The sequence below is a fragment of the Paractinoplanes ovalisporus genome, assembly GCF_016834655.1.
Taxonomy (GTDB): Bacteria; Actinomycetota; Actinomycetes; order Mycobacteriales; family Micromonosporaceae; genus Actinoplanes; species Actinoplanes ovalisporus.
The window spans coordinates 12574-35509 of the sequence record NZ_JAENHP010000024.1 but is presented as its reverse complement, the minus strand read 5'-3'; the positions used below and the strand labels follow the sequence as shown (position 1 = coordinate 35509).

The window sequence follows — 22936 nt, the reverse complement described above, 5'->3', positions numbered from 1 at the left end:
TCAGTCCAGCGTGAAGTAGTCAGGACCGGCGTAGTGGCCGGTGCTCAGCTTGGTGCGCTGCATGAGAAGGTCGTTGAGCAGCGAGGAGGCGCCGAACCGGAACCAGTCGGGGTGCAGCCAGTCGTCGCCGCAGGTCTCGTTGATCATCACGAGGTATTTGATGGCGTCCTTGGTCGTCTTGATGCCACCGGCCGGCTTGACCCCGACCTGTCGCCCGTAGCGCTCGCGGAAGTCGCGCACCGCTTCGAGCATCAGCAGCGTCACCGGGGGCGTGGCGTTGACGCCGACCTTGCCGGTGGAGGTCTTGATGAAGTCGGCCCCAGCCAGCATGGCCAGCCAGGACGCGCGCCGGACGTTGTCGTAGGTCGCGAGCTCGCCGGTCTCGAGGATGACCTTGAGGTGGGCCGGGCCGGCCGCCTGTTTGACCGCGACGATCTCGTCGAAGACCTTGGCGTAGTCGCCGGCCAGGAACGCGCCCCGGCTGATCACCATGTCGATCTCGTCGGCGCCACCGGCCACCGCGTCACGGGTGTCGGCCAGCTTGACCTCGAGCGGCGCCTGACCGGACGGGAACGCGGTGGCGACGCTGGCCAGGTGGACGCCCGAACCGGCGAGCACCGCGGCCGCGGTCGGAACCATGGCGGGATAGACACAGACCGCGGCGACCGGCGGGCAGGTGGGGTCGGCCGGGTCGGGCCGCAGGGCCTTGGCCGAGAGCGCGCGCACCTTGCCCGGGGTGTCGGCGCCCTCGAGGGTGGTGAGGTCGACCATCCGGATGGCCAGATCGATCGCCTGCGCCTTGGCGGTCGTCTTCACCGATCGGGTGCCGAGCGCCGCCGCCCTGGCCTCGATGCCCACCTTGTCGACGCCGGGCAGTCCGTGCAGGAAGGTCCGGAGATCGGCGGGAGAATCGGGCAGGCCGGACAGCCTTGACGTCGCTGTCGCAGTCATGAATCGGATTCTACGCGGCCCCCCGACAGTTGATCTTGATTGACCGGTAGGTTGATCGGCGTGGACGTACTCGTCGTAGATCACCCGCTGGCTCAGACCCGTCTCACGGCGATGCGGAAGTCGGAGACCGACTCTGGTGTCTTCCGCGCGTCCCTGCACGAACTGACGACCATGGTCGTCTACGAGGCGGCCCGCTCGTTCGCCACCGAGAGCTACCCGATCACCACGCCGGTCGCCCCCACCGAGGGCACCCGGCTGGCCAACCCGCCGCTGATCGTGCCGGTGCTGCGGGCCGGGCTCGGCATGGCCGACTCGGCGCTGGCCCTGCTGCCCGAGTCGTCGATGGGTTTCGTCGGCCTCGCCCGCGACGAGCACACATACGAGCCCCGGGCCTACATGGAGTCGCTGCCGGGCGACCTCTCCGGCCAGCCCGTGCTGGTGCTCGACCCGATGCTGGCCACCGGTGGCTCGCTGCTGCACTGCTGCAAGCTGCTGGTCGACCGCGGCTGCACCGACGTGATCGTCTGCTGCGTGCTGGCCGCGCCCGAGGGTGTCCGCCGTCTCGAGGAGTCCGGGCTGCCGCTGCGCCTGGTCACCGCCTCGATCGACGAGGGCCTCAACGACAAGATGTACATCGTGCCCGGCCTCGGCGACGCCGGCGACCGCCAGTTCGGCGGCATGAGAAGGTTTTAGAGGGTCGTAAAAGACCAGCTCAGGGCCTTGCCGTTCGAGAACGGCATGACGCCGTGGAAGACCTCGGGCTTCTCGGCGAAGACCAGCGGCAGGAAGTGCCGGTCCGACTCCCACATCGGCACCCGGCCGGCCAGCACGTCGGCCACCGGCACCCAGTGCAGGCTGCCCTCGTCGTTGCCGGTCAGGGGCGTGCCCGTCCAGGCCGGCACGCGGAAGACGAAACCGAACCAGTTCGCCCCGCCGCGCCCGAACCCGGGCCACGAGATCGTTCCGGCCAGCTCGACGTCCGTGCATTCGATGCCGGCTTCCTCGTGGATCTCCCGCCGCAGGCCGCTGACCACGTCCTCGTCGGGTTCGAGCTTGCCGCCGAGGCCGTTGTACTTGCCGTAGTGGAGATCATCCGGACGGGTGTCACGCCGAACCATCAGCACCTCGCCCCCGCCGGGTGACAGCACGTAGCCCAGAGTCGCGATGGTCGCTTGCACGGAGCGACTCTAGGGCAACGTCTGCAACCGGGATATAACCGACCTGGCGATCTGATTGCGTGACTGGGGACACTATCGTTTCGATCCATGACCTCCATGCCTCTCGCCGAGGAACTGCTCCTCCTCGCGTACGACGACCAGACCGGCAAGGCGACCGGCTCCCGGATCGGGCTCGACCTCGGCATGGCCGCGGCCGTGCTGGTCGACCTCGCGCTGGCGGGGCGCATCGCCTACGTCGACGGCTACCTCAAGGTGATCGACCCCAGCCCGATCGGTGACACCATCGCCGACGCCGTGCTGGCCAAGGCCGCCGACGACGAGCCGCACACGCCCGCCCAGTGGCTGCAGCGACTGCGCCACCGGCTGCGCACCCGGGTGCTGGAAGACCTGGTGGCCCGCGGTGTGGTGCAGGACGTGGACGAGACCCAGATGGGCGTCATCCACGTGCACCGCTACCCGACCACCGACCCGGCCTTCGAGGCCGAGATCCGCAAGCGGCTGGCCGACGCGCTGACCACCGGCGCCCTCTGCGACGAGCGCACCGCCGCGCTGGCCACCCTGCTGGTCTCCTGCCGCATGGAGCCCGCGCTGCGGCTGCCGGCCGACGAGGTCGCCCGGGCCCACGAGCGTCTGGAGCAGATCGCCTCGGGCGCCGGTTTCATGGCCGGCGGCAACCTGGAGGACTCGATCGTCCGCCCCAGCGTGGCGCTGGTCGTGGCCACCCTGAGCAAGGCCATCACGGCCGCGCTGGGCGCCCCGAAGCCCGCCTGACCCGATCCGGCCGAAAGGGTCAGGCGGTCCGAGAGGTCAGGAAGGTCCGACGCCCAGGGCCGCGGCGATCTCACGCCGCAGCCCCACCAGGCCGTCGCCCGCCCGCGCGCGGGCGGCGGCCAGGCCACCCGCGTCGACCGGCTCGACCACTTCCAGGTAGGCCTTCAGCTTGGGCTCGGTGCCCGACGGCCGGATGACCGCGCGGGCCGAGGCCGTACGGAAGGTGAGCACGTTGTTCGCGGCGTCGTCGGTCACGCTCGCCGCCAGTCCCAGCAGCGTCGCCGGCGGGGCCTGCCGGGCCCGGGTCATCGCCGCCCCGATCTCGGCCAGGTCGTCGACCCGCACCGAGAGCTGGTCGGTGGCGTGCACCCCGAACTCGCCGGCCAGCTCGTCGAGACGGTCGGCCAGGGTGCGCCCCTCGGCCTTGAGCCCGGCCGCGAGCTCGGCCACGGTCAGCGCGGCGGTGATGCCGTCCTTGTCGCGCACCAGGGCCGGCGCCACGCAGTAGCCCAGGGCTTCCTCATAGCCGTACGCGAGCTCCCCGGCCGCCCGCACGATCCACTTGAACCCGGTCAGCGTCTCGGCGTACGGCACTCCCCGCGCGGCGCACAGACGGCCCAGCAGCTGCGACGAGACGATCGTGGTGGCGTACGTCCCGGGGACGCCCCGCCGGATCAGGTGGTCGCCGAGCAGCGCGCCCAGCTCGTCGCCGCGCAGCGCCCGCCACCCGTCGGCGGTCGGGATCGCCACGGCGCAACGGTCCGCGTCGGGGTCGTTGGCGATCGCCAGGTCGGCTCCGGACGCGGCGGCCAGCCCCAGCAGCAGGTCCATCGCGCCCGGTTCCTCGGGATTGGGGAACGAGACGGTCGGGAACTCCGGGTCGGGCCCGGCCTGCTCCGCCACCACGGCCGGGGTCGGGAAACCGGCGGCGGCGAACGCGGCCAGCAGCGTCGACGCGCCGACTCCGTGCATCGGCGTGTAGGCGACCGTGAGATCACGTGGGCCGCCCTCGGCCAGCACGGCCGCGGCGCTTCCGGCGTACGAGTGAATGATCTTGTCATCGATCAGGGTGCCCGGCGGGCCCAGGGGGATGTCGCCGATCGGCCCCACGGCCCGGATCGCGGCCTCGATGCCCGCGTCGGCCGGCGGCACGATCTGAGCGCCGTCACCACCGGGACCACCCAGCTCGCGGCCCAGATAGACCTTGTAGCCGTTGTCCTGGGGCGGGTTGTGGCTGGCGGTGACCATGACCCCGGCGACCGCGTCGAACGAGCGCACCGCGTACGCCAGCACGGGCGTCGGCAGCAGCGCGGGCATGACCAGGGCCTCGCGTCCGGCGCCGGTCGCGACCCGGGCCGTCCGCTCGGCGAACTCCTTCGAGCCGTGCCGGGCGTCGTACCCGATCACCAGCGGGCCCTCGCCGCCCTGCTTGGCCAGCCACGCCACGAGCCCGGCGGCGGCCCGCGTGACGACCGCGAGGTTCATCCCGTTCGGCCCGGCCCGCAACCGCCCCCGCAGCCCGGCCGTGCCGAAGGTGAGCGGGCCGGCGAACCGGTCGCGCAGTTCGGCCTCGGTCTCGGGCAGCCCGTCGATCAGGCGGGTCAGTTCGGCCCGCGTGGCCGGGTCGGGGTCATCCGCCCGCCAGGCCTCGGCCAGGGACTTGAGTTCGTCAGGCGCCATCAGGGATTGATAGCACGCCCCGACGGCTCAGGAGGCCTGCAGGGTGTAGGTCTTGATCATTTGATCGAAGATCGGCTTGCTGCCGGCGAACTGGGTCTCGTTGGTGGTGAGGAAGAACGAGTACGCCTTGCCGCCCGAGATCACCGCACCCCAGAGCCCGTGCCGCGCCTGGTCACCGGTGCCGCAGGTGTATTCGAGCACCGCGCCGTCCCGGCCGGAGATCTTGGCGTCGGTCAGACCCACTTGTGCGTACGGCTTGGGGCAGTTCGTCGAGCGGGTCTTGAGCGTGTTCTCCGCGACGCCCAGGAACGACTGCGGCGTGGCCTTGGAGGACGCGTTCTCGACCAGGATCCTGACCTTGCGCTTGGCGTCGTTCGGGTCGACGAAGTCGACGTAGACGCCACCCGGCTTCTTGCTCCACGACTTGGGCACCTGCACCTTGACGCCGCGGTCGTTGTATTCCTGGGTGGCGAACGCGGCGGGCTTGGTCTCGGTGTTGCCGGTCGGGCCTGCAACCGGCGCCCCGGTGTCGTCGTTACCGCTGCCGACCAGCGAGAACACCACGATCAGCAGGACCACCACGGCCAGCGCGCCGCCACCGGCGATGAGCTGCTGCTTGCGCGGCCAGCCCTTCACCGTCTCGACCGCCTTGCCGGTGGTCTCCTTGGCCGTGGCCACGGCGTTGTTGAGCATGGCCTTGCGCTTGGCGGCCGGGCTGCCGCTGATCGTGCCGGCCATCGGGTCGCGGGCCGCGCGGGCGCCGTTCCACGCCTCGCGCGGCGGCAGCACGTTCGTGGTGTCGCCCGAGGCGGCCGAGGCGGCCGGCATCAGCCCGGTCGGGGTGGACTGGGCCGCGCGGCGGCGGGCCGCACCCGGGCCCGAGGAACCGCCCTGCTGCACCTTGTTCAGGTGGTCGGTGAGCGAGTCGCCCGGCGCGAGCATGGCCCGGCCACCGATCTGGCCGTTCGTCGATGGCGAGATCGGCTGGGTCTCGGCGGGCGCCGCGGGCGGGCGCTGGGCGGGGACGACCGAATAGGGGTCGGTCATCATGTGCGGCGGCATCTTGCTGGCCAGCGGCCCGGCGAGCTGCTGCCGCAGCATGGTGCGGGCGGTCTGCACATCCATCCGCCGGTCGGGGTCCTTCTCGAGCAGGCCCATCAGCACCGGGGTGAGCGAGCCGGCCCGCTGGGCGGGAGCCGGCGGGTCTTCCACCACGGCGTGCATGGTCTCGATCGGGTCGCCCTTGTCGAACGGGGGCCGGCCCTCGACCGCCGTGTAGAGCGTGACGCCCAGCGAGAACAGGTCGCTCGGCGGGCCGAACGAGCTGCCCATGGCGCGCTCGGGCGAGATGAAGTGAGGCGAGCCCAGCACCATGCCCGGGGTGGTCAGCTGCACGTCGGTGGGCATGCGCGCGACACCGAAGTCGGTCAGCACGCAGCGGCCGTCCTGGCAGATCAGCACGTTGGCCGGCTTGACGTCGCGGTGCAGAACGCCGTGGGCGTGGGCCACCTCGAGGGCGCCGAGCAGCGCGATGCCGATCTTGGCGACGACCCGGGGCGCGACCGGCCCGTCCTCGATCACCATGTCGGCCAGGCTGCGCGCGTCGAGCAGCTCCATCACGATCCACGGACGGCCGTTCTCGTGGACGACGTCGTAGACCTGGACGACCGCGGGGTGCTGCAGGGCGGCCGCGGCGCGGGCCTCGCGCATGGTCCGCTCGTACATCGCGTCGCGGTCGCTCGGCGCCAGGCCGGGCGGAAGGATGACCTCTTTGATCGCCACGTCGCGGCGCAGCAGCGTGTCGGCTGCGCGCCAGACCGTGCCCATGCCACCGTGGCCCACCGCGGCACGGAGCGTGTATCGCCCGCCGATGAGCGTGCCCGGGGCTGCGCGTCCGCTGGTGGGAGCGTCGTTGCCGCCGCTCCACGTCGGAATCTGAGTCACTGAGGATGCCACCGAGGGGGTCTAGGGGCCTTCGAGACGAACCCCGCTATCTTGCCGTGCCCCCACCCCGATTTGAAAGTCGCGAGAGCCGTGTTCCGGTGAACTCGACCGTAGGTGACCGTGAAATCGCATTGTGTGGACAGTTCCGGACGCAGAGTGCGAAAGCCCTCACGCAGCCGGATGTGAACGTCGGTTCAGCGCCGGCACGGGCCGGGCGGATTCGGCGAAGACCGCCCGGGGACGAAAGAACGTCTTACCGTTGGGGAAAGAAGGCGTTGCACTCCCGTGTCACTGTGGTCGGGGTGTGCCGCACCTCACGCGGTGTATGAGCCGTTTCGGAACGATCTCCGAACGGACTCGCGGTGTGCCCGACCGTGGTGCGCCGTGGCACCGTTGAACTGCGTCACTCACGCGCCCGTAACGGGTTGTAGGGAGTGAGAGGTTTCCGCGGAGCGCCCTTAATCAGGGCTTACGTGACTCAGCGCGATCCACTGGGCACGGGAATGGCGTTGCACAGCGTCACTGAAAACGGTCTAAGCTGTCGCGCGTCGCGGAAACCCGACAAAATTTCGAGAGCGCTGCGCTTGGCGTTGACAGAACTGGAAGCCGACGTGACTACTACTCTGACGGAGCCCGAAGAGGCCCAGACGGAGTGGCCCGGGCCGTTGCCCGGTGCCGAGCCCCTGCCCGGCCAGCTCGACCGCTGGCTTGCCTCCCACGGCGAGGAGCTCGTAGCGATTCGGCGTCACATCCACGCGCACCCCGAGCCGTCCTATCACGAGTTCGAGACCGCGGCCCTGGTCGCCCGCGAGCTCGCCGTCGCCGGTCTGTCGCCGCGCATGCTGCCCGAGGGCAACGGCGTGATCTGTGACATCGGCGAGGGCGACCGGGTGATCGCCTTCCGCGCCGACCTCGACGCGCTGCCGCTGCAGGACCTCAAGGACGTGCCCTACAAGTCCACGGTGCCCAACGTCGCGCACGCCTGCGGCCACGACGTGCACACCACCGTGATGCTCGGTCTCGGCCTGGCCCTGCAGCAGCTCGCCCGGCAGGGGCAGCTGCCCGGCCGGATCCGCCTGATCTTCCAGTGCGCCGAGGAGACCGTCCCCTCCGGAGCGCCCAAGCTGATCGCCGCCGGCGCCCTCAAGGACGTCGCCGCGATCTATGCCCTGCACTGCTACCCGCAACTGCCCGCGGGCCTGGTCGGGGTGCGTTCCGGCCCGTTCACCGCGGCCGCCGACACCGTCGACGTGACGCTGACCGGCCCCGGCGGGCACACCGCCCGCCCGCACCTGACCGCCGACCTGGTCTACGCGCTGGCCAAGGTCATCGTGGACACGCCGGCGCTGCTCGGCCGCCGGGTCGACGCGCGGGCCGGCCTGTCGATGGTGTGGGGCGCGGTGCACTCGGGTGAGGCGTTCAACGCGATCCCGGGTGAGGGCCAGGCGCGCGGCACCGTGCGCATCCTGAGCCGTGAGGCCTGGCGGACGGCCCCCGAGCTGGTCACCCAGCTGATCAAGGACGTGGTCGCGCCGACCGGGGCGCACGTCGAGGTCGGTTACCACCGCGGGGTGCCGCCGGTGATCAACGACCGGATGGCCGCCGCCGTGATCGCGGGGGCCGCGGGCGCCGCTCTCGGCCCCGAGCGTGTGGTCGAGGCCGAGATCAGCATGGGCGGCGAGGACTTCGCGTTCTACCTCGACCAGGTGCCGGGCGCGATGATCCGGCTGGGCACCGGAGTGCCGGGCTCGGACGAGAAGCACGACCTGCACCAGGGCGACTTCGATGTGGACGAGAGCTGCATCGGATACGGCGTCCGGGTCATGGTCCACACCGCGCTGGCCGCCCTGGCGACAGGCGCGTTCTGAGCTAGGGCTTCGGCTGCGGCGGCCCGGAGGCCGGCGGCCCGGAGACGGGCGGGTGCTGCGGCAGCGGAGCGGCGGGCGTCGCGTAGGCCGCCGCCGGCTGCACGACGGGCCGGCGGGAACGGTTGTACCACCGTACGGCGTAAATGACCGCCCAGACCGGCAGGCCGAACGCGACCAGCCAGGGCAGCAGCGCGCCCAGCACGGTCAGCAGCACCTTGAGCGAGGCCAGCAGCGCGTTCCAGCCGGCGCCGAGACCACCCAGGAACCCGGGCGGGTCGTCGTCGTCGGTGACCGCGGCCGCCTCCGGGTCGAGCAGCGTGACCGTGATCGTCGAGAGGGCGGTCAGGTCGGCCAGGTGCCGCTTCTTGGCCTGCAGCGACGCCAGGTCGGACTCGCGGGTCGCCACCTCGCGCTCGAGCATCACCAGGTCGTTCAGCGACTTGGCCTGGGCCAGCAGCTTGCGGCCGCTGTCGACCCGGGCCTGCTGCACGGTGATCCGCGCGTCGAGGTCGACGGTCTGGTCGGTGACGTCCTCGGTGTTGATCTGGCGCTGTTCCTCGGTGCCCAGCTTGGACAGTTGCTCGACCGCGTTGGCGAACTTGTCGGCCGGGACGCGCAGCTCCATGGTCGCGGTGTCGGAGCCGGAGCCGCTGCTGCGGTTGTCGCCGCTGACGAAGCCGCCGAACGTCTTCGCGATGCCGGTGGCCTGCCCGGCCGCGGCCTCGACGCTGTCGACCCGCACGGTGACGGTCCCGCGATAGATGATCGAGCGCTGTTCCACCTTGAGGTCGGGCGCCTGGGCCTGGGCGTCCTGACCCATTTCCTTTCCGGCCGCCGCGTCCGGTGCGGCCTGTTCGGCCATGCCGACGGCCGGGGCTCCGCCCGACGAGGACTGCGCGTCGTCGGAGGCGCCGTCGCCGCAGCCGGCCAGCAGCAGGCCGGCCATCATCACTGTCCCGAGCAAATATGTCCTTCGAGCACGCATGCTTTCTCCCAACCCCGTTTTCGGTGTGCTCCCTGGGACGTGCGGCAGACGTTTTCCGGTTCCGGCAGACTGCATATTGAGCGGTTACGAATCAGCAGCGGAGGGATCCCGTGCAGATCACGAAGTTCACCCATTCCTGTCTGCGGATCGAGGGCGCGGGCGTCCTCGTGGTCGATCCGGGCGCGTTCAGCGAGAGGTCGGCCCTCGACGGCGCCGACGCGGTGCTGATCACCCACGAGCACATCGACCACCTCGACCCCGAGGCGCTCACCGAGGCGCTCGACCGGCGGCCCGGCCTGCGTCTCTATGCCCACGCCGACGTGCTGGCCCAGCACCCGGCCTTCGCCGGGGTGGCGACCGCGGTCGAGCCGGGCGGCGAGTTCGAGGCGGCGGGCTATCAGGTGCGGGTGTACGGCGGCCGGCACGCCGTGATCCACCCGGACATCCCGCGGATCGCGAACGTGGGCTACCTGATCGCCGACGGGTCGACCAACCTCTACCACCCAGGGGACTCGTTCACCGTGCCGGAGGACACGACGGTGGACACGCTGTTCGCGCCGTTGAATGCTCCGTGGATGAAGCTCTCCGAGTCGATCGACTTCGTCCGCGCGGTCAAGCCGGGCCGGGCCTACGCGTTGCACGACGCGCTGCTGACGCCGACCGGGGCCGGCATCTCGGACGGACACCTCGAACGTCTTTCCGGTACGAAGTACGCCCACGTCGCCCCCGGCACTACCATCCCCTGACGTGCCCAGCGCCACCGACGATCTGATCCAGCGGCTCTACGAGTCCCCGCCGGAGGGCTTCGTCGCGGCCCGCACCGCCGCGATCGAAGACGCCCGCCGCGCCGGTGACAAGCCGGCCGCCAAGCGCCTGGCCGCGCTCAAGAAGCCGACCGTGGCGGCCTGGGTGGTCAACCTGCTCGCGCTGCGCCGGCCCGAGCTGATCGAGGAACTGGTCGAGCTGTCCACCGCGCTGCGCGAGGCCCAGCGCGGGCTCGACGGCGCGGCGCTGCGCGAGCTGACCAACCAGCGCCGCCAGGTGGTCTCGGCGCTGGTCGCGGCCGCCGGCAAACTGGCCCGGGCCGAGGACCGGTCGATCAAACTCCCGCTCGGCGAGGTCGAGGCGACGCTGACCGCCGCGCTGGCCGAACCCGAGATCGCGGCCCAGGTGCGTACGGGAAGGCTGATCCGGGCCGCCACCTACGCCGGCTTCGGTGAGGTGCCGCGCCCGCGACTTCGCCTGGTGACCGACGAGGTGGACGGGCCGGACGACGAGGACGACGCCGGCGACGGGGACGACGACGCCGAGGTGGTCGAGTTCCCCCAGCCCAACGCCCGGGAAAAGGCCGCCGCCGAGCGCCGGCGCCGGGAGTTCGAGCAGCGCCGGCGCGACCTGCGCCGCGAACTGACCAACGCGCAGGCGGCCGAGAGGCGCGCCGACGAACAGTTGGAGCGTGCCGAGGCGGCCGAACGTGATGCTGGTCACGTTGTCGAGGACCTGGACGCCGAGCTGGCCGAACTGGAACGCCGTCGAACCGAGGCGCAGGCCGACGTGGCCCGCCGCAAGCAGGCGCGTCGCCTCGCCGAACGGGAGACGGCCGCGGCCCGGCGCCAGGTCGGCGACGTGCAGGCCGCGTTGGAGGATCTTGAATCGGACGAGCCGGAATGATCGGATTCGCCGCCCAGGACAGGAAGAATATTTTCCGAATCCGGCGCGGGGGAGCAGAATCGGGCAGGTGACCCCCGAACAGGCTGCCGCCAACGCCAAGACGGGGCTAGCGACGATCGTGGGCGCCTTTGCCGAGTCGCCCCAGACGCTGCGTCGTGCGCGCCTGCTGGGTCTGTCCGGCTGGGCCTACCACGTCTCGGCGCGCGCGGGTGCGCTCGGCGATGTCCGCCCCGAGACCGTCGCGGCCTCGATCGGCCTCATCGCGCCCGAGGCCGTCATCGACGGGTGGGAGGCCACCGCCAAGACCTCCGCGCCCATGGAGGTCGCCACCTGGCACCTCCACGAGCTGTGCACCTGGGGTGTCGAGCAGCTGAGCGGCTTCCCCCGGCTGGCCCGGCTGCACGAGCTGACCCGCCGCGTGGCGGCCGCGGTCGACTACGCGGGACTGCCCCTGTTCGCCGCGTGGCGGGCGATGCCGGTGCCCGACCAGACCCCCGGCGCCCAGGCCGCGGTGCTGCTCCACCAGCTCCACGAGCATCGTCTCGGGGTGCAGCTGGTGGCGGTGCGGGCCAGCGGGCTCACCCCGCTGCAGGCCATCATCGCCGGTCCCGAGGGCGAGACCGGCGCGGTGGCCTTCGGGTGGCAACCGCCCTACCCGCCGGCCGGGCCGATCGTGCGGCGCCTGATGTGGGCCGAGTCGGTGGCCGACGCGATGGCCGGTCAGGCCTACGCGACCCTCGACCTCGGCGAGCGGGTCGAGCTGATCGGTCTGCTGGAATCCCTGCGCCACCGCCTGGCTCAGTAAAAAGACTCGCCGGATCGACGGTCCCCGTGGTCCGATGCCCGGGTGACTGAGCTTCCCGACGGCTGGAGCGTGCGCCGGCCCACCCTCGACGATGCACCCGCGATCCTCCGGCTGGTGCACGCCAGTGACATCGCCGCGGTCGGCTACCCCGACTGCACCGCGGAAGAGGTGCGGGAGGCCCTCACCGAGCCGAACACCGACATGGCGCGCGACTGCTGGGTGGCGCTCGACGGCGACGGCCGGATCGTGGGCTGGGCCTACCCGGGCAACGCGACCGGCGAGAACCGCGACTTCATCGAGGTCTACGTCTGGCCCGACGAGGGGCGGCCCGCGATGCGTCCGCTGCTCGAACTGATCCTGGCCCGGGTCGCCGAGCGTAAGACCGAGTTCGGCCACGACCCGTACGAGGTCCGGGCCGGCGCCGTGCCGACCGAGAAGCCCTGGATCGAGCTGCTCACCGAGCACGGCTTCGGCTTCCTCAAGCAGCACGCCCGCATGCAGATCGCGCTCGACGGCGTCTCCGCGACCCCGCCCGAACCGCCGGCCGGGGTCACCATCCGCACGGTCCGGCCCGGCGACGAGGCCGACATGCGTGCCTTCCACGGCGTCATCGAGCAGGCCTTCCGCGACTCCGACCACCGCAGCGCCTCCTACGAGGGGTGGCGCAAGCTGATCGACGACGAGACCACGCACGTCTTCGACGAGTGGTTCGTCGCCGAGGTGAACGGCGGGATCGCGGGCGTGCTCGAGTCGTCCTGGGACAGCGACGACGACAACGACGAGGGCTGGGTCAAGCGTCTCGCGGTGCTGGGGGCGTACCGGAAACGGGGTCTGGGTGAGGCTCTTCTGCGCCGCGCCTTCGCCACCTATGCCGCCAAGGGGCGCGCGAAGGCCGGGCTCGGTGTCGACATGGCCAACCCGACACGGGCGGCCCGGCTCTACCTCGCGGTCGGCATGAAGCCGCTCTACGAGGCCAACATCTACCAGAAGATCATTTAGCGGCGTCAGGCCTCGGGCGACGACGTGCCGGTGGGACGGCGGCGCAGCTCCTCGACGTAGTCGTCGGGGGCGCCCGCCTTCTCCGCGGCGTTGGCGATCTCGCTCAGGTACCACGCCGTGGGGAGCCCGCCCTCGTAACCGGCGAAGACGTAGACCCAGGCGCTGAACTCGCCCTCGAGCGTGGAAACACGCACGGTGACCTTCTGGTAGGCCCCGGCCGTCACGCCCTCGACCTCGTCGAGCTGTGACGCGTCCCACGGATGAACGTCGTAGAGGGACACGAAGACCCGGTCGCCGGGCGACTCGACGATCGTCGTGACCGCGCCTTCCCAGCCGATTTCCCCCTCACCGGCAAAGGTCAGGCGCCAGCCTTCTATCCACCCCACGCCAACCATCGGCGAATGCGGACAGTAGGCCCGCATGCGGGCCGGATCGAGGTTTGAGCCATACGCGGCGTAATGACGCACGGCGATGACGATAGCGGCACCGGGCGGTGGTGGAGAATACAAGGAGTGCGTGTCGGCACAACTGCCATGCGGGAAGAGGGTTGGAGCGTCGTGAGTCGGATCGTGATCATCGGTGGGGGACCGGGCGGCTATGAGGCGGCTCTGGTCGCCGCACAGCTCGATGCGGAGGTCACCCTCGTCGAGGCGGACGGCCCGGGTGGCGCCTGCGTGCTGACCGACTGTGTGCCGTCCAAGACGTTCATCGCCAGCTCCGAGGTGATGACCGGCTACCGGCACAACGACCGGTTCGGCATCCGCTCGTCGGGGCTCGACGGGGTCACGGTCGACGCGGTCGCGGTCAACCAGCGGGTCAAGAAGCTCGCCCTGGCCCAGTCCAGCGACATCCAGGCCAAGCTGGTCAAGGCCGGGGTCGACGTGGTGCACGGCCGGGCCCGCATGGGTGAGGACACGCTCGGCCACACCCACCAGGTGCTGATCACCCCCGAGGGCGGGGAGACGTACGCGGTCGAGGCGACCACCGTGCTGCTGGCCACCGGGGCCACCCCGCGGGTGCTGGCCACCGCCCGGCCCGACGGCGAGCGCATCCTCGACTGGCGCCAGCTCTACGACCTCACCGAGCTGCCGTCCCACCTGATCGTGATCGGTTCCGGTGTGACCGGCGCCGAGTTCGCCAGCGCCTACCTGGCCATGGGTGTCAAGGTCACGCTGGTGTCGAGCCGCGAGCGGGTCATGCCGCACGAGGACGCCGACGCCGCCATGGCGATCGAGCGGGTGTTCCGCGAGCGGGGCATGACGATCCTCAGCCAGTCCCGCGGCAAGAGCGTGGAGAACACCGGAGACGGCGTACGGGTGACGCTCGGCGACGACCAGGTGATCGAGGGCTCGCACGCCCTGATCGCGGTCGGCGCCGTGCCGAACACCGCCGAGCTGGGCCTGGCCGAGTACGGCGTGCAGGTCGGCGACGGCGGCTACGTGACCGTCGACCGGGTGTCGCGCACCAACGTGCCCGGCATCTACGCGGCCGGCGACTGCACCGGCGTGCTGCCGCTGGCCAGCGTGGCCGCCATGCAGGGCCGGATCGCCATCTGGCACGCGATGGGCGAGGCCGTGGCGCCGCTGCGGCTGCGCACCGTCTCGGCCAACGTGTTCACCGACCCCGAGCTGGCCACCGTCGGCGTTTCGCAGAACGACGTGGACGCGGGCCGGGTGCCGGCGCGTCAGGTGATGCTGCCGCTGACCGGCAACGCCCGGGCCAAGATGGCCGACCTGCACGACGGCTTCGTGAAGCTGTTCTGCCGGCCCGCCACCGGCCAGATCGTCGGCGGTGTGGTGGTGGCGCCCAAGGCGAGCGAGCTGATCCTGCCGATCACGATGGCGATCGAGAACAACCTGACCGTGGACCAGCTGGCCCACACGATCACTATCTACCCGTCGTTGTCGGGGTCGATTGCGGAAGCAGCGCGTCAGCTGATGCAGCACGAGCTGCAGTGACGTCGGCCTGACCGGCGGCCGCGGCGAGCTCGATCTCGTCCTGCTTGCGGCCGCCGAACAGCGCCAGGATCCAGCCGGCGGTGCCGAAGACGACGGCGGCGGTGGCGGCGATCGCGAACAGCCGCCACGCGGACTGGGTGATCGCCGTGCCGCCGACGTGGCCGACCAGGCCGCCGTAGGTGCCCCAGGCGAGCGCGGCCAGGCCGTCGTAGAGCACGAACAGCTTGATCGGGTAACGACGGCGGCCGGCGTGGAAGCCGGCCGCCATGCGCCCGCCCGGCACGAACCGGCAGAGCAGCAGCACGAGAGGCCCCGGCCGGCGCAGCCCCCGGGTGAAGCGGGCAGCGGTCTGCTTGGTCTTGGAGATCTCTTTGGCGTCTTCGTCGTGCTTGGGGCCGTAGCGCGCGCGGAGGGCGGCCAGGCGGCTCGAGCCCCGGTCAGCCGAGGAGCGGCCGAGCACGAAGGCGATGGTGTCGCCGGTGAACATGCCGAGCGCGCCGACCAGGATCACCAGAGCAAGATCAAGATTTCCGTAGACAGTGAGTGCCCCGGATGTGATCATGATCGCCTGAATCGGCACCACCGGAATCATCGCGTCGACGGCCAGGAAGCCGAAGAGAGCAAGGTACGCCCATGCCGGTGTTGCCATCATGGTCAACAGTTCGGTCATAGGTCATGCCACCTCGCGGCGATTCGGGGTCCACGTCATTGTCGACGAGGCCACCTGAGAATGGGCTGTGTTCAGCATGCTCCCTGATCAGACCCGGTCGTGGGTGATGCCGAACACGGTAAGGTCTCGATCCCTCCGGCGCTCCCCATTTTCGGCTCGGTACCGTCTCGTAAGGGCGGTATGGACACATTCGTCCCGCTCGTTTTTCGCTTGAAGCGCAGCGGGCGTACCGTGAGATTGCCGGAACGCCGGGTCCCCCGTTCTCGGTGAGCCGGCCGGTGGGCCGTCCGTAGGTCCCGTACGGGCGGTCCACCCGCAACTCTTATGAGCGCGTTTCGCTTGTTACACCGGCGCAACGAGCCGTCCGTAGATTCACCGCATGGCGGATCTTTTCGAGGACTACCGCCTCGGCCCCGGCTGGGACGAGATGTTCGGTGAGCCCGGCATGCCCCGGGAGAGCTACGAGGCGCTGAACGCGACCCTGCAGCCGTTGTCGAGCGCCGAACTGGGCGTCCGGGCCGAGGTGCTGGCCCGCGCGTTCCTCGACCAGGGCATCACGTTCGCGCTCAAGGGCGTCGAACGGCCGTTCCCGCTCGACATCGTGCCGAGAATCATCGCGGCCGCCGAGTGGCGCTCGGTCGAGCTCGGTGTGGCCCAGCGCATCCGGGCCCTCGAGGCGTTCCTGGCCGACGTCTACGGCGCCGGGCAGGTGCTGGCCGACGGCGTCGTGCCGCGGCGCATCATCGCCACCAGCGCGCACTTCCTGCGGGCGGCGGCCGGCATCAACCCGCCCAACGGCGTCCGCATCCACGTCGCCGGCGTCGACCTGATCCGCGACGAACAGGGCACGTTCCGCGTGCTCGAGGACAACGTACGGATCCCGTCCGGTGTCAGCTATGTGATGGAGAACCGCCGGGCCATGGCCCAGGTGCTGCCCGAGGTGTTCGCCGCGACCCGCATCCTGCCCGTCGAGTCCTACCCGGCGATGCTGCTGCGTGCGCTGCGGGCGGCCGCCCCGAGCGGGGTGCCCGACCCGACCGTCGTGGTGCTCAGCCCCGGCGTCTACAACTCGGCCTACTTCGAGCACGCGCTGATCGCCCGCGAGATGGGCGTCGAGCTGGTCGAGGGGCGTGACCTGGCCTGTGTCGGCAACGACGTGCTGATGCGCACCACGGCGGGGGAGCAGCGGGTCGACGTCATCTACCGCCGCATCGACGACGACTTCCTCGACCCGGTGCATTTCCGGGCCGACTCCGTGATCGGCGTGGCCGGCCTGCTCAACGCGGCCCGGGCCGGGCGGGTCACGATCGCCAACGCGGTCGGCAACGGGGTGGCCGACGACAAGCTGCTCTACACGTACGTCCCGGATCTGATCCGCTACTACCTCAACGAGGAGCCGCTGCTCCCCAACGTCGAGACCTACCGGCTGGACGAGCCGGGGGTTCTCGACCACGTGCTGCCCCAGCTCGACCAGCTCGTGATCAAACCGGTCGACGGCGCGGGCGGGGCGGGCATCGTCATCGGTTCCCAGGCCACGGCGGAGGAGCTTTCCCTCGTACGGGAAAAGGTCGTCAAAGACCCCCGAGGCTGGATCGCGCAGCGGGAGGTGAAGCTGTCGATGGTCCCGACGCTGATCGGCAACCGGCTCCGCCCGCGCCACGTCGACCTGCGACCGTTCGCGGTCAACGACGGCGAGAAGATCTGGGTGCTGCCGGGCGGCCTGACCCGGGTGGCGCTGCCCGAGGGCGCGCTGGTGGTCAATTCCAGTCAGGGCGGCGGCTCCAAGGACACCTGGGTGCTGGCCTCGGACGACGACGTGGTGCCGTTCGAGGTGCCGCACCTGCCGGCCGATCCGGCGCCCCTGCCGACCTCGGCCGGCCCCGACCTCGGCCCCGGCGCACCGGCGGTCGAGGAACAACAGCAGCAACAGCAGCAGTCCGGGGGTGCCTCGTGCTGAGCCGCATCGCGGAATCGCTCTACTGGATCGGCCGCTACGTCGAGCGCGCCGAAGACACCGCCCGCATCCTCGACGTGCACCTGCAGCGGATGGCGGCCGACCCGTGGACGAGAGAGGACCAGGCCTGCCGGGCGCTGCTCGCGGTCATGGGCACCGCCCCCGGCGACGGACCGGTCACCTCGGCCCGGGTGGTCGACCTGCTCGGCCTCGACCAGGCCAACCCGAGCTCGGTGGTGGGCGCGCTGGCCGCGGCCCGGGAGAACGCGCGCGGCTCCCGCGAGACGATCTCCTCGGAGATGTGGGAGTGCCTGAACGCGACCTGGCACGGCCTGCCCAACGCCCGCCGGCGGGTCGAGCAGCAGGGGGTGCACGCGTTCTTCCGCTGGGTGCGGGAGCGCTGCGCGGTGCTGGCCGGGCTCACCGAGGCCACCATGAGCCGCGACGAGGGCTGGACGTTCCTGGTGCTCGGCCGCAACATCGAGCGCGTCGACATGACGGCCCGGCTGCTGCGCACCCACGAGCGGGCGGGCGGCAGCATCCCGTCCTGGCTGACGCTGCTGCGCTCCTGCGGGGCCTGGGAGACCTTCCTCCGTACGTACCGGGGTTCGCTCGACGACCGCCACGCGGCCGAGTTTCTGCTGCTCGACCGGCTGTTCCCACGCTCGGTGTTCGCGGCGCTGTCGACCGCTGAGGGCTGCCTGGCCGACCTGGAACCCGATCCGGGCCGGGCCGGCGTGGCGACCGACGCGCAGCGGATCGTCGGGCGGGCCCGCACCAACCTCGAGTTCCGCGGCGCCGACGAGCTGATCGGTGACCTGCCGTCGGTGCTGTCCCGGCTCGAGAAGACGTGCTCGCAGGTCAACGACGCGGTGTCGCGGCGCTACTTCCGGCAGACGACGGCTGTGAACTGGGTGCGGGGAGCGGTGGCCTGATGGTCGACAGCTGGCGTCTGAAGGTGCAGCACAAGACCGGTTTCGACTACGCCGGGCCGGTGTCCTCGTCGTACAACGAAGCTCGCATGTGGCCGCGTAACGGGTCGCGGCAGGCCGTGCTCGACGCGCGGGTCGAGGTGTGGCCGCCCGCTCGCACCTACCGGTACGAGGACTACTGGGGGACCGTTGTCACGGCCTTCGACGTGCATGCTCAGCATGAGTCCCTGACCGTCACCGCCACCTCTACTGTGGAGACGTTGCCGCCTGGCGATCTCCTGTCCGCTTCCGACGGTCTGCCGTGGTCTGATCTTTCTTCCCCGGCGCTGGTCGATCGCTGGTACGAGTTTCTGCTACCCACGCAGCGGACCGGCCTCGACGACCCGCTGCGGTCCATCGTGTCCGACTTGCGCGATAAATCGGACACTCCGCACGTGGCGGCCTTGGCGGTCTGCGAGTTCGTACGGTCCGAGGTCACGTATCAGCCCGGCGCGACCGGCGTGCAGAGCGACGCCCTGCACGCCTGGGAGCAGCGCAAAGGTGTCTGCCAGGACATCAGCCACCTGACCGTCGGCATGCTGCGCGAGATGGGCCTGCCCGCGCGTTACGTCTCGGGTTATCTGCACCCCTCGCCGGCGGCCGAAATCGGCGAGAGCGTGGTCGGGCAGAGCCACGCCTGGGTCGAGTGGTGGGTCGGCCGGTGGACCGCGTTCGACCCCACCAACGGCGTCGCCGTCGGCGAGCGCCACGTCGTGGTCGGGCGGGGCCGGGAGTACGGCGACGTGCCGCCCCTCAAGGGTGTCTATGCCGGGCCGGCCAGCACCGGGCAGGGCGTGGAGGTCACCATCACTCGCCTACGCTGAGCGGGTGCCTGAGCTCGTTCCGCCCACAGTCGACGCTCGCGAGTCCTTCCTCGTCGCCATGGACGAATACGTGGCCGACGGCCGGGGTGGGTTCGACGACTTCAGCAACATCGGCAACGACCTTCGCGCGTACGCGTCCACGTGGTCGACGCCGGCCGGGTTCGCCCGCTTCGTCGGCTACCTGCGCGCGCAACGCCTGGAGGAGACGCCCCGCCCGGTCGGCTTCGTGCCGACGACGGTGCTGTGGTGGCTCGACGGCCCCGAATACCTGGGGCGCCTGAACATCCGGCATCGGCTCGCGCCCGGTCTCGCCGGGGAACGCAACGGCCACATCGGCTACGACGTGCGGCCCGGGGCCCGCCGGAAGGGGCACGCCACCGCCATGCTGGCCGCGTGCAAGCCCATCGCGGCCGCGCTCGGGTTGTCCCAGGTGCTGGTGACCTGCGACTTCGACAACGAGGCGTCGCGTCGCACGATCGAGCGCAACGGTGGGGTGCCCACGCGGCGGCTCGACGAGAAACTACGCTTCTGGGTCCCGGTCTAGCTCGTCCGGGTCCGGTTCTTCTGGGCCGCGGTCCACGTCTTCCGGGGTCCGGTTGAGATCTTCTGGGGCCCGGTTCAGCTCTTGGAACAAGGCTCGGGCGAGGGCGATCGGGTCCTGGTCGCGGTCGGGGAAGGCGCCCGAGAGCCAGAGCGTCGCGAAGCCGTGCGCGATCGACCAGCCGGCCTGCCCCGTGATCCTTGCGTCTTTCTGGTTGCCGTTCCGCGCGTCGCTCTGGATGCCGTCTCCCGCGCTTTTCTGGTTGCCGTGCTCCGCGCGGTCGTAGAGCGCCTCGGCCGACTTGGCGCGCGCGGCCACCAGGGCCGGATCGTCGGCGTGATAGAGATCGGGCCGGTACATGACCTCGAACTGGGCCCGCCGCGTGAGCGCGAACCGCACATAGGCCACCCCCATCTCGAGGAAGCTGCCGCCGGCCAGTTCCTGGGCCAGTTGCTCGTACCCCTCAGCCGCGAACGCCGTGAGCAACCCTGCCTTGTCACCGAAGTGGTGGGTCGGCGCCGCGTGCGACACCCCCGCCCGCCGGGCCAGGTCACGCATGCTCAGCGCCGCGACCCCGTTCTCCTCGATCGCCTCAGCGGTCGCCTCGAGCAGCACCCGCCGAAGATCACCGTGGTGGTAAGCCATACCGCGCATCCTATCTAGCCATTGACAAGATGGCGTCGCTAGGAGCAATCTTTACAGCGACAAGATTGGAGAACGGCTGATGGCTCCCTTGATCGCCCTGATCGCCGGCAGCGCGCTGGCCCGGCTGGTCGGCCTGGTTGGCGTCGACGCCCTGGACGGCTGGTGGCCCGCCCTGAGGGTCGGCCTGGCCCTGATGTTCGTGCTGACCGGCCTGGCCCACTTCGGCCTGGGCCGGCGCGAGGGTCTGATCGCGATGGTCCCGCCCGCGCTGCCCAACCCCGCGCTGCTGGTTACCGTGACCGGTGTGCTCGAACTGGCCGGCGCCGCGGGCCTGTTGCTGCCGACGACGGCCCGGCTGGCCGGGGCTTGTCTGGCCCTGCTGATGGTGGTGATGTTCCCGGCGAACGTCTCGGCCGCGCGCCGTCACCTGGAGCTGGGCGGTCGGCCCGTGACCCCGTTGGCCGCACGGATCCCGATGCAGCTGCTGTTCATCGCCGCAGCCGTGGCGGTGGCAGTCGGCGGCTGAAAACACGCCCGACATCCCCGACACGCCAGACGGGGGCCCGCCCTCCACCGGGGGCCCCCTCCACCGCCCATTATCCCGGATTTGGCCGATCTTCGAGATCCGCGGGCCCTCGGCCTGTGGACAGCCGGGAATTGTGGACAACGACGCTTACGAGCACCCCGGCATCAGCGCTGTTCACCGCCGGGGCATCCGAGGCCCGTACGTCCGTGCCGTTTTCGAAAGACCGAGTGCGAGTCGGCCTCAGTCGATGGTGCAGACCACGATTCCGGCCGTGACCGTCTCGCCGACCGTCAGGGACAGCCCGGACACGACACCGTCCTTGTGGGCCTGCAGCGGCTGCTCCATCTTCATGGCCTCGACCACGACGACCACGTCTCCCTCGGAAACCGTGTCACCGTCGGCCACCGCGACCTTCACGATCGTCCCCTGCATCGGCGCGGTCAGAGCCGCGGCCCCACCCGCCTGGGCCGCCTTGGCGCCGGCGCGCGAGCGTCGCGACGAGGGCCGGCCCGGCTTGGGGGCGGCGGGACCGCCTTGAAGCAGACTCGCCGGCACGCGGACCTCGAGCCGCTTGCCGCCCACCTCGACCACGACCGTCGAGCGCTCGTCATCGGCGCCCGAGGCCGCGGCGCCACCGGTGAACGGCTCGACGCCGCCCGCCCACTCGGTCTCGATCCATCGTGTGTGGACTGTGAACGGTTCCGTGGTGAAGGCCTCGTCACGGACGACCGCGCGGTGGAACGGGAGCACGGTCGCGATCCCCGTCACCACGGTCTCGTCGAGAACGCGCCGGGAGCGTTCCAGGGCCTCTTCCCTCGTACGGCCGGAAACAATGATCTTTGCCAGCAGGGAGTCGAAGTTGCCTCCGATGACACTGCCCGCCTCGACCCCGGCGTCGACCCGCACGCCCGGGCCGGAGGGCCACGTGAGCGTCTCGACCGTGCCGGGAGCGGGCAGGAAATTGCGGCCCGGGTCCTCGCCGTTGATGCGGAACTCGATGGAGTGGCCGCGCGGGGCCGGGTCTTCGGTGATTTCCAGCGTCTCGCCGTCGGCGATGCGGAACTGCTCGCGGACGAGGTCGAGGCCGGCCGTCTCCTCGCTCACCGGGTGCTCGACCTGCAGACGGGTGTTGACCTCGAGGAACGAGATGGTGCCGTCCTGGCCTACGAGGTATTCGACCGTACCGGCGCCGTGGTAGCCGGCCTCGCGGCAGATCGCCTTGGCGCTGGAGTGGATGGACGCGCGCTGCTCGTCGGTGAGGAACGGGGCCGGCGCCTCCTCGACCAGCTTCTGGTGGCGGCGCTGGAGCGAGCAGTCACGGGTGCCGACGACGACCACGTTGCCGTGCGTGTCGGCCAGCACCTGGGCCTCGACGTGCCTCGGACGGTCGAGGTAGCGCTCGACGAAGCACTCGCCCCGCCCGAACGCGGCCACCGCCTCGCGGGTCGCGCTCTCGAACAGCGCGGGAATCTCGTCGATGGTGCGCGCCACCTTGAGGCCGCGGCCACCGCCACCGAACGCTGCCTTGATCGCCACGGGCAGGCCGTGCTGCTCGGCGAACGCGACGATCTCGGCCGCGTCCTGAACCGGCTCGGGCGTGCCCGGCACCAGCGGCGCCCCGGCCCGCTGCGCGATGTGCCGCGCGGTGACCTTGTCGCCCAGGTCGCGGATGGCCTGCGGGGTGGGGCCGATCCAGGTCAGGCCGGCGTCGATCACGGCCTGCGCGAACTCGGCGTTCTCGGACAGGAAGCCGTACCCGGGGTGGACCGCGTCGGCCCCGGCCCGCGCGGCGACGTCGAGCAGCTTGTCGATGCGCAGGTAGGTCTCGCCCGCAGTCTCGCCCTCCAGCGCGTACGCCTCGTCGGCGAGCCGGGCCGGCAGCGCGTCACGGTCGCTGTCGGCGTAGACGGCGACGCTGGTCAGTCCGGCGTCCTGGCAGGCCCGGATGACCCGGACGGCGATCTCGCCACGGTTGGCGATCAATACCTTGCGCAC

Annotated in this window: 22 protein-coding genes; 13 read left to right on the top strand and 9 right to left on the bottom strand. The window is 71.0% G+C overall.

All coding sequences use genetic code 11. The features are described 5' to 3' along the window. Positions 1-951, bottom strand: coding sequence for a deoxyribose-phosphate aldolase (deoC, locus tag JIG36_RS42380; RefSeq protein WP_203382539.1), 951 nt, complete (start codon positions 949-951; stop codon positions 1-3). Positions 952-1011: 60 nt separating this feature from the next. On the opposite strand from deoC, the gene upp reads away from it, so the two are divergent. Next, complete coding sequence (gene upp / locus JIG36_RS42375) at positions 1012-1644, top strand: uracil phosphoribosyltransferase (RefSeq protein ID WP_203382538.1); 633 nt, start codon at positions 1012-1014, stop codon at positions 1642-1644. On the opposite strand, the gene JIG36_RS42370 is transcribed toward upp, so the two are convergent. Next, the gene (locus JIG36_RS42370) at positions 1641-2129 is read right to left on the bottom strand and encodes an NUDIX hydrolase (protein ID WP_203382537.1); all 489 of its coding nucleotides are present in this window, start codon (positions 2127-2129) and stop codon (positions 1641-1643) included. The genes upp and JIG36_RS42370 overlap by 4 nt on opposite strands. Before the next feature lie 87 nt (positions 2130-2216). Between JIG36_RS42370 and JIG36_RS42365 the strand changes: the two genes are divergently transcribed. Further along, positions 2217-2900 (top strand): GOLPH3/VPS74 family protein, encoded by a 684-nt coding sequence (locus JIG36_RS42365; RefSeq protein ID WP_203382536.1) that lies wholly within the window; start codon positions 2217-2219, stop codon positions 2898-2900. 36 nt (positions 2901-2936) lie between these two features. Here the strand turns inward: JIG36_RS42365 and JIG36_RS42360 are convergent, their stop codons facing one another. Continuing rightward, complete coding sequence (locus tag JIG36_RS42360) at positions 2937-4580, bottom strand: phospho-sugar mutase (RefSeq protein ID WP_203382535.1); 1644 nt, start codon at positions 4578-4580, stop codon at positions 2937-2939. Positions 4581-4607: 27 nt separating this feature from the next. Further along, positions 4608-6524 (bottom strand): serine/threonine-protein kinase, encoded by a 1917-nt coding sequence (locus JIG36_RS42355; RefSeq protein ID WP_203382534.1) that lies wholly within the window; start codon positions 6522-6524, stop codon positions 4608-4610. A 611-nt stretch (positions 6525-7135) separates the two neighbouring features. Between JIG36_RS42355 and JIG36_RS42350 the strand changes: the two genes are divergently transcribed. Continuing rightward, positions 7136-8392, top strand: a complete 1257-nt coding sequence (locus JIG36_RS42350) for an amidohydrolase (protein WP_307873135.1) — start codon at positions 7136-7138, stop codon at positions 8390-8392. A gap of 1 nt (position 8393) precedes the next feature. On the opposite strand, the gene JIG36_RS42345 is transcribed toward JIG36_RS42350, so the two are convergent. Beyond that, a complete protein-coding gene (locus JIG36_RS42345; RefSeq protein WP_236049313.1) occupies positions 8394-9356 on the bottom strand; it encodes a DUF4349 domain-containing protein in 963 nt (320 codons plus the stop codon). 131 nt (positions 9357-9487) lie between these two features. Here JIG36_RS42345 and JIG36_RS42340 point away from each other — a divergent pair, with 131 nt between their 5' ends. The 4 genes from JIG36_RS42340 to JIG36_RS42325 all read left to right on the top strand — a co-directional run bounded on the left by JIG36_RS42340 (position 9488) and on the right by JIG36_RS42325 (position 12852). Continuing rightward, positions 9488-10123, top strand: a complete 636-nt coding sequence (locus JIG36_RS42340; RefSeq protein ID WP_203382532.1) for an MBL fold metallo-hydrolase — start codon at positions 9488-9490, stop codon at positions 10121-10123. Between the two features lies 1 nt (position 10124). Further along, positions 10125-11048, top strand: coding sequence for a hypothetical protein (locus JIG36_RS42335; RefSeq protein WP_203382531.1), 924 nt, complete (start codon positions 10125-10127; stop codon positions 11046-11048). Between the two features lie 67 nt (positions 11049-11115). Next, positions 11116-11853 carry an SCO6745 family protein gene (locus JIG36_RS42330; RefSeq protein ID WP_203382530.1) on the top strand — a complete coding sequence of 246 codons (738 nt, stop codon included), beginning with the start codon at positions 11116-11118 and terminating at the stop codon, positions 11851-11853. A 42-nt stretch (positions 11854-11895) separates the two neighbouring features. Continuing rightward, positions 11896-12852, top strand: coding sequence for a GNAT family N-acetyltransferase (locus tag JIG36_RS42325; protein WP_203382529.1), 957 nt, complete (start codon positions 11896-11898; stop codon positions 12850-12852). Positions 12853-12857: 5 nt separating this feature from the next. Here JIG36_RS42325 and JIG36_RS42320 read toward each other — a convergent pair whose 3' ends face one another. Then, complete coding sequence (locus JIG36_RS42320; RefSeq protein WP_203382528.1) at positions 12858-13319, bottom strand: gamma-glutamylcyclotransferase; 462 nt, start codon at positions 13317-13319, stop codon at positions 12858-12860. Positions 13320-13409: 90 nt separating this feature from the next. Here JIG36_RS42320 and JIG36_RS42315 point away from each other — a divergent pair, with 90 nt between their 5' ends. Then, positions 13410-14810 carry an NAD(P)H-quinone dehydrogenase gene (locus JIG36_RS42315; RefSeq protein ID WP_203382527.1) on the top strand — a complete coding sequence of 467 codons (1401 nt, stop codon included), beginning with the start codon at positions 13410-13412 and terminating at the stop codon, positions 14808-14810. On the opposite strand, the gene JIG36_RS42310 is transcribed toward JIG36_RS42315, so the two are convergent. Next, a complete protein-coding gene (locus JIG36_RS42310) occupies positions 14740-15480 on the bottom strand; it encodes a DedA family protein (protein WP_203382526.1) in 741 nt (246 codons plus the stop codon). The two genes, JIG36_RS42315 and JIG36_RS42310, sit on opposite strands and share 71 nt — an antisense overlap. A 379-nt stretch (positions 15481-15859) precedes the next feature. On the opposite strand from JIG36_RS42310, the gene JIG36_RS42305 reads away from it, so the two are divergent. From JIG36_RS42305 to JIG36_RS42290, 4 genes are read left to right on the top strand one after another with little or no spacing between them, the layout of a single operon-like run. Next, positions 15860-17437 carry a circularly permuted type 2 ATP-grasp protein gene (locus tag JIG36_RS42305; RefSeq protein ID WP_203382525.1) on the top strand — a complete coding sequence of 526 codons (1578 nt, stop codon included), beginning with the start codon at positions 15860-15862 and terminating at the stop codon, positions 17435-17437. Then, positions 17431-18369 (top strand): alpha-E domain-containing protein, encoded by a 939-nt coding sequence (locus JIG36_RS42300; RefSeq protein WP_203382524.1) that lies wholly within the window; start codon positions 17431-17433, stop codon positions 18367-18369. The genes JIG36_RS42305 and JIG36_RS42300 overlap by 7 nt, the downstream gene beginning before the upstream one ends. After that, positions 18369-19229 carry a transglutaminase family protein gene (locus tag JIG36_RS42295; protein ID WP_203382523.1) on the top strand — a complete coding sequence of 287 codons (861 nt, stop codon included), beginning with the start codon at positions 18369-18371 and terminating at the stop codon, positions 19227-19229. The genes JIG36_RS42300 and JIG36_RS42295 overlap by 1 nt, the downstream gene beginning before the upstream one ends. A 4-nt stretch (positions 19230-19233) precedes the next feature. Then, positions 19234-19773: a GNAT family N-acetyltransferase gene (locus JIG36_RS42290; protein WP_203382522.1), complete on the top strand. Its 540-nt coding sequence runs from the start codon at positions 19234-19236 to the stop codon at positions 19771-19773. On the opposite strand, the gene JIG36_RS42285 is transcribed toward JIG36_RS42290, so the two are convergent. Then, complete coding sequence (locus tag JIG36_RS42285) at positions 19750-20424, bottom strand: TetR/AcrR family transcriptional regulator (RefSeq protein ID WP_438870796.1); 675 nt, start codon at positions 20422-20424, stop codon at positions 19750-19752. The two genes, JIG36_RS42290 and JIG36_RS42285, sit on opposite strands and share 24 nt — an antisense overlap. A 70-nt stretch (positions 20425-20494) precedes the next feature. On the opposite strand from JIG36_RS42285, the gene JIG36_RS42280 reads away from it, so the two are divergent. Continuing rightward, positions 20495-20941 (top strand): DoxX family protein, encoded by a 447-nt coding sequence (locus tag JIG36_RS42280; protein ID WP_203382520.1) that lies wholly within the window; start codon positions 20495-20497, stop codon positions 20939-20941. Positions 20942-21181: 240 nt separating this feature from the next. On the opposite strand, the gene JIG36_RS42275 is transcribed toward JIG36_RS42280, so the two are convergent. Next, positions 21182-22936 carry an acetyl/propionyl/methylcrotonyl-CoA carboxylase subunit alpha gene (locus JIG36_RS42275; protein WP_203382519.1) on the bottom strand — a complete coding sequence of 585 codons (1755 nt, stop codon included), beginning with the start codon at positions 22934-22936 and terminating at the stop codon, positions 21182-21184.

Bases quoted from the DNA above. Each gene is read 5' to 3' on its own strand.
- JIG36_RS42280 (WP_203382520.1), top strand. From the start codon at position 20,495: ATGGCTCCCTTGATCGCCCTGATCGCCGGCAGCGCGCTGGCCCGGCTG.
- JIG36_RS42285 (WP_438870796.1), bottom strand. From the start codon at position 20,424: ATGCGCGGTATGGCTTACCACCACGGTGATCTTCGGCGGGTGCTGCTC.
- JIG36_RS42305 (WP_203382525.1), top strand. From the start codon at position 15,860: ATGGCGGATCTTTTCGAGGACTACCGCCTCGGCCCCGGCTGGGACGAG.
- JIG36_RS42295 (WP_203382523.1), top strand. From the start codon at position 18,369: ATGGTCGACAGCTGGCGTCTGAAGGTGCAGCACAAGACCGGTTTCGAC.
- JIG36_RS42310 (WP_203382526.1), bottom strand. From the start codon at position 15,480: ATGACCGAACTGTTGACCATGATGGCAACACCGGCATGGGCGTACCTT.
- JIG36_RS42365 (WP_203382536.1), top strand. From the start codon at position 2,217: ATGACCTCCATGCCTCTCGCCGAGGAACTGCTCCTCCTCGCGTACGAC.
- JIG36_RS42360 (WP_203382535.1), bottom strand. From the start codon at position 4,580: ATGGCGCCTGACGAACTCAAGTCCCTGGCCGAGGCCTGGCGGGCGGAT.
- deoC (WP_203382539.1), bottom strand. From the start codon at position 951: ATGACTGCGACAGCGACGTCAAGGCTGTCCGGCCTGCCCGATTCTCCC.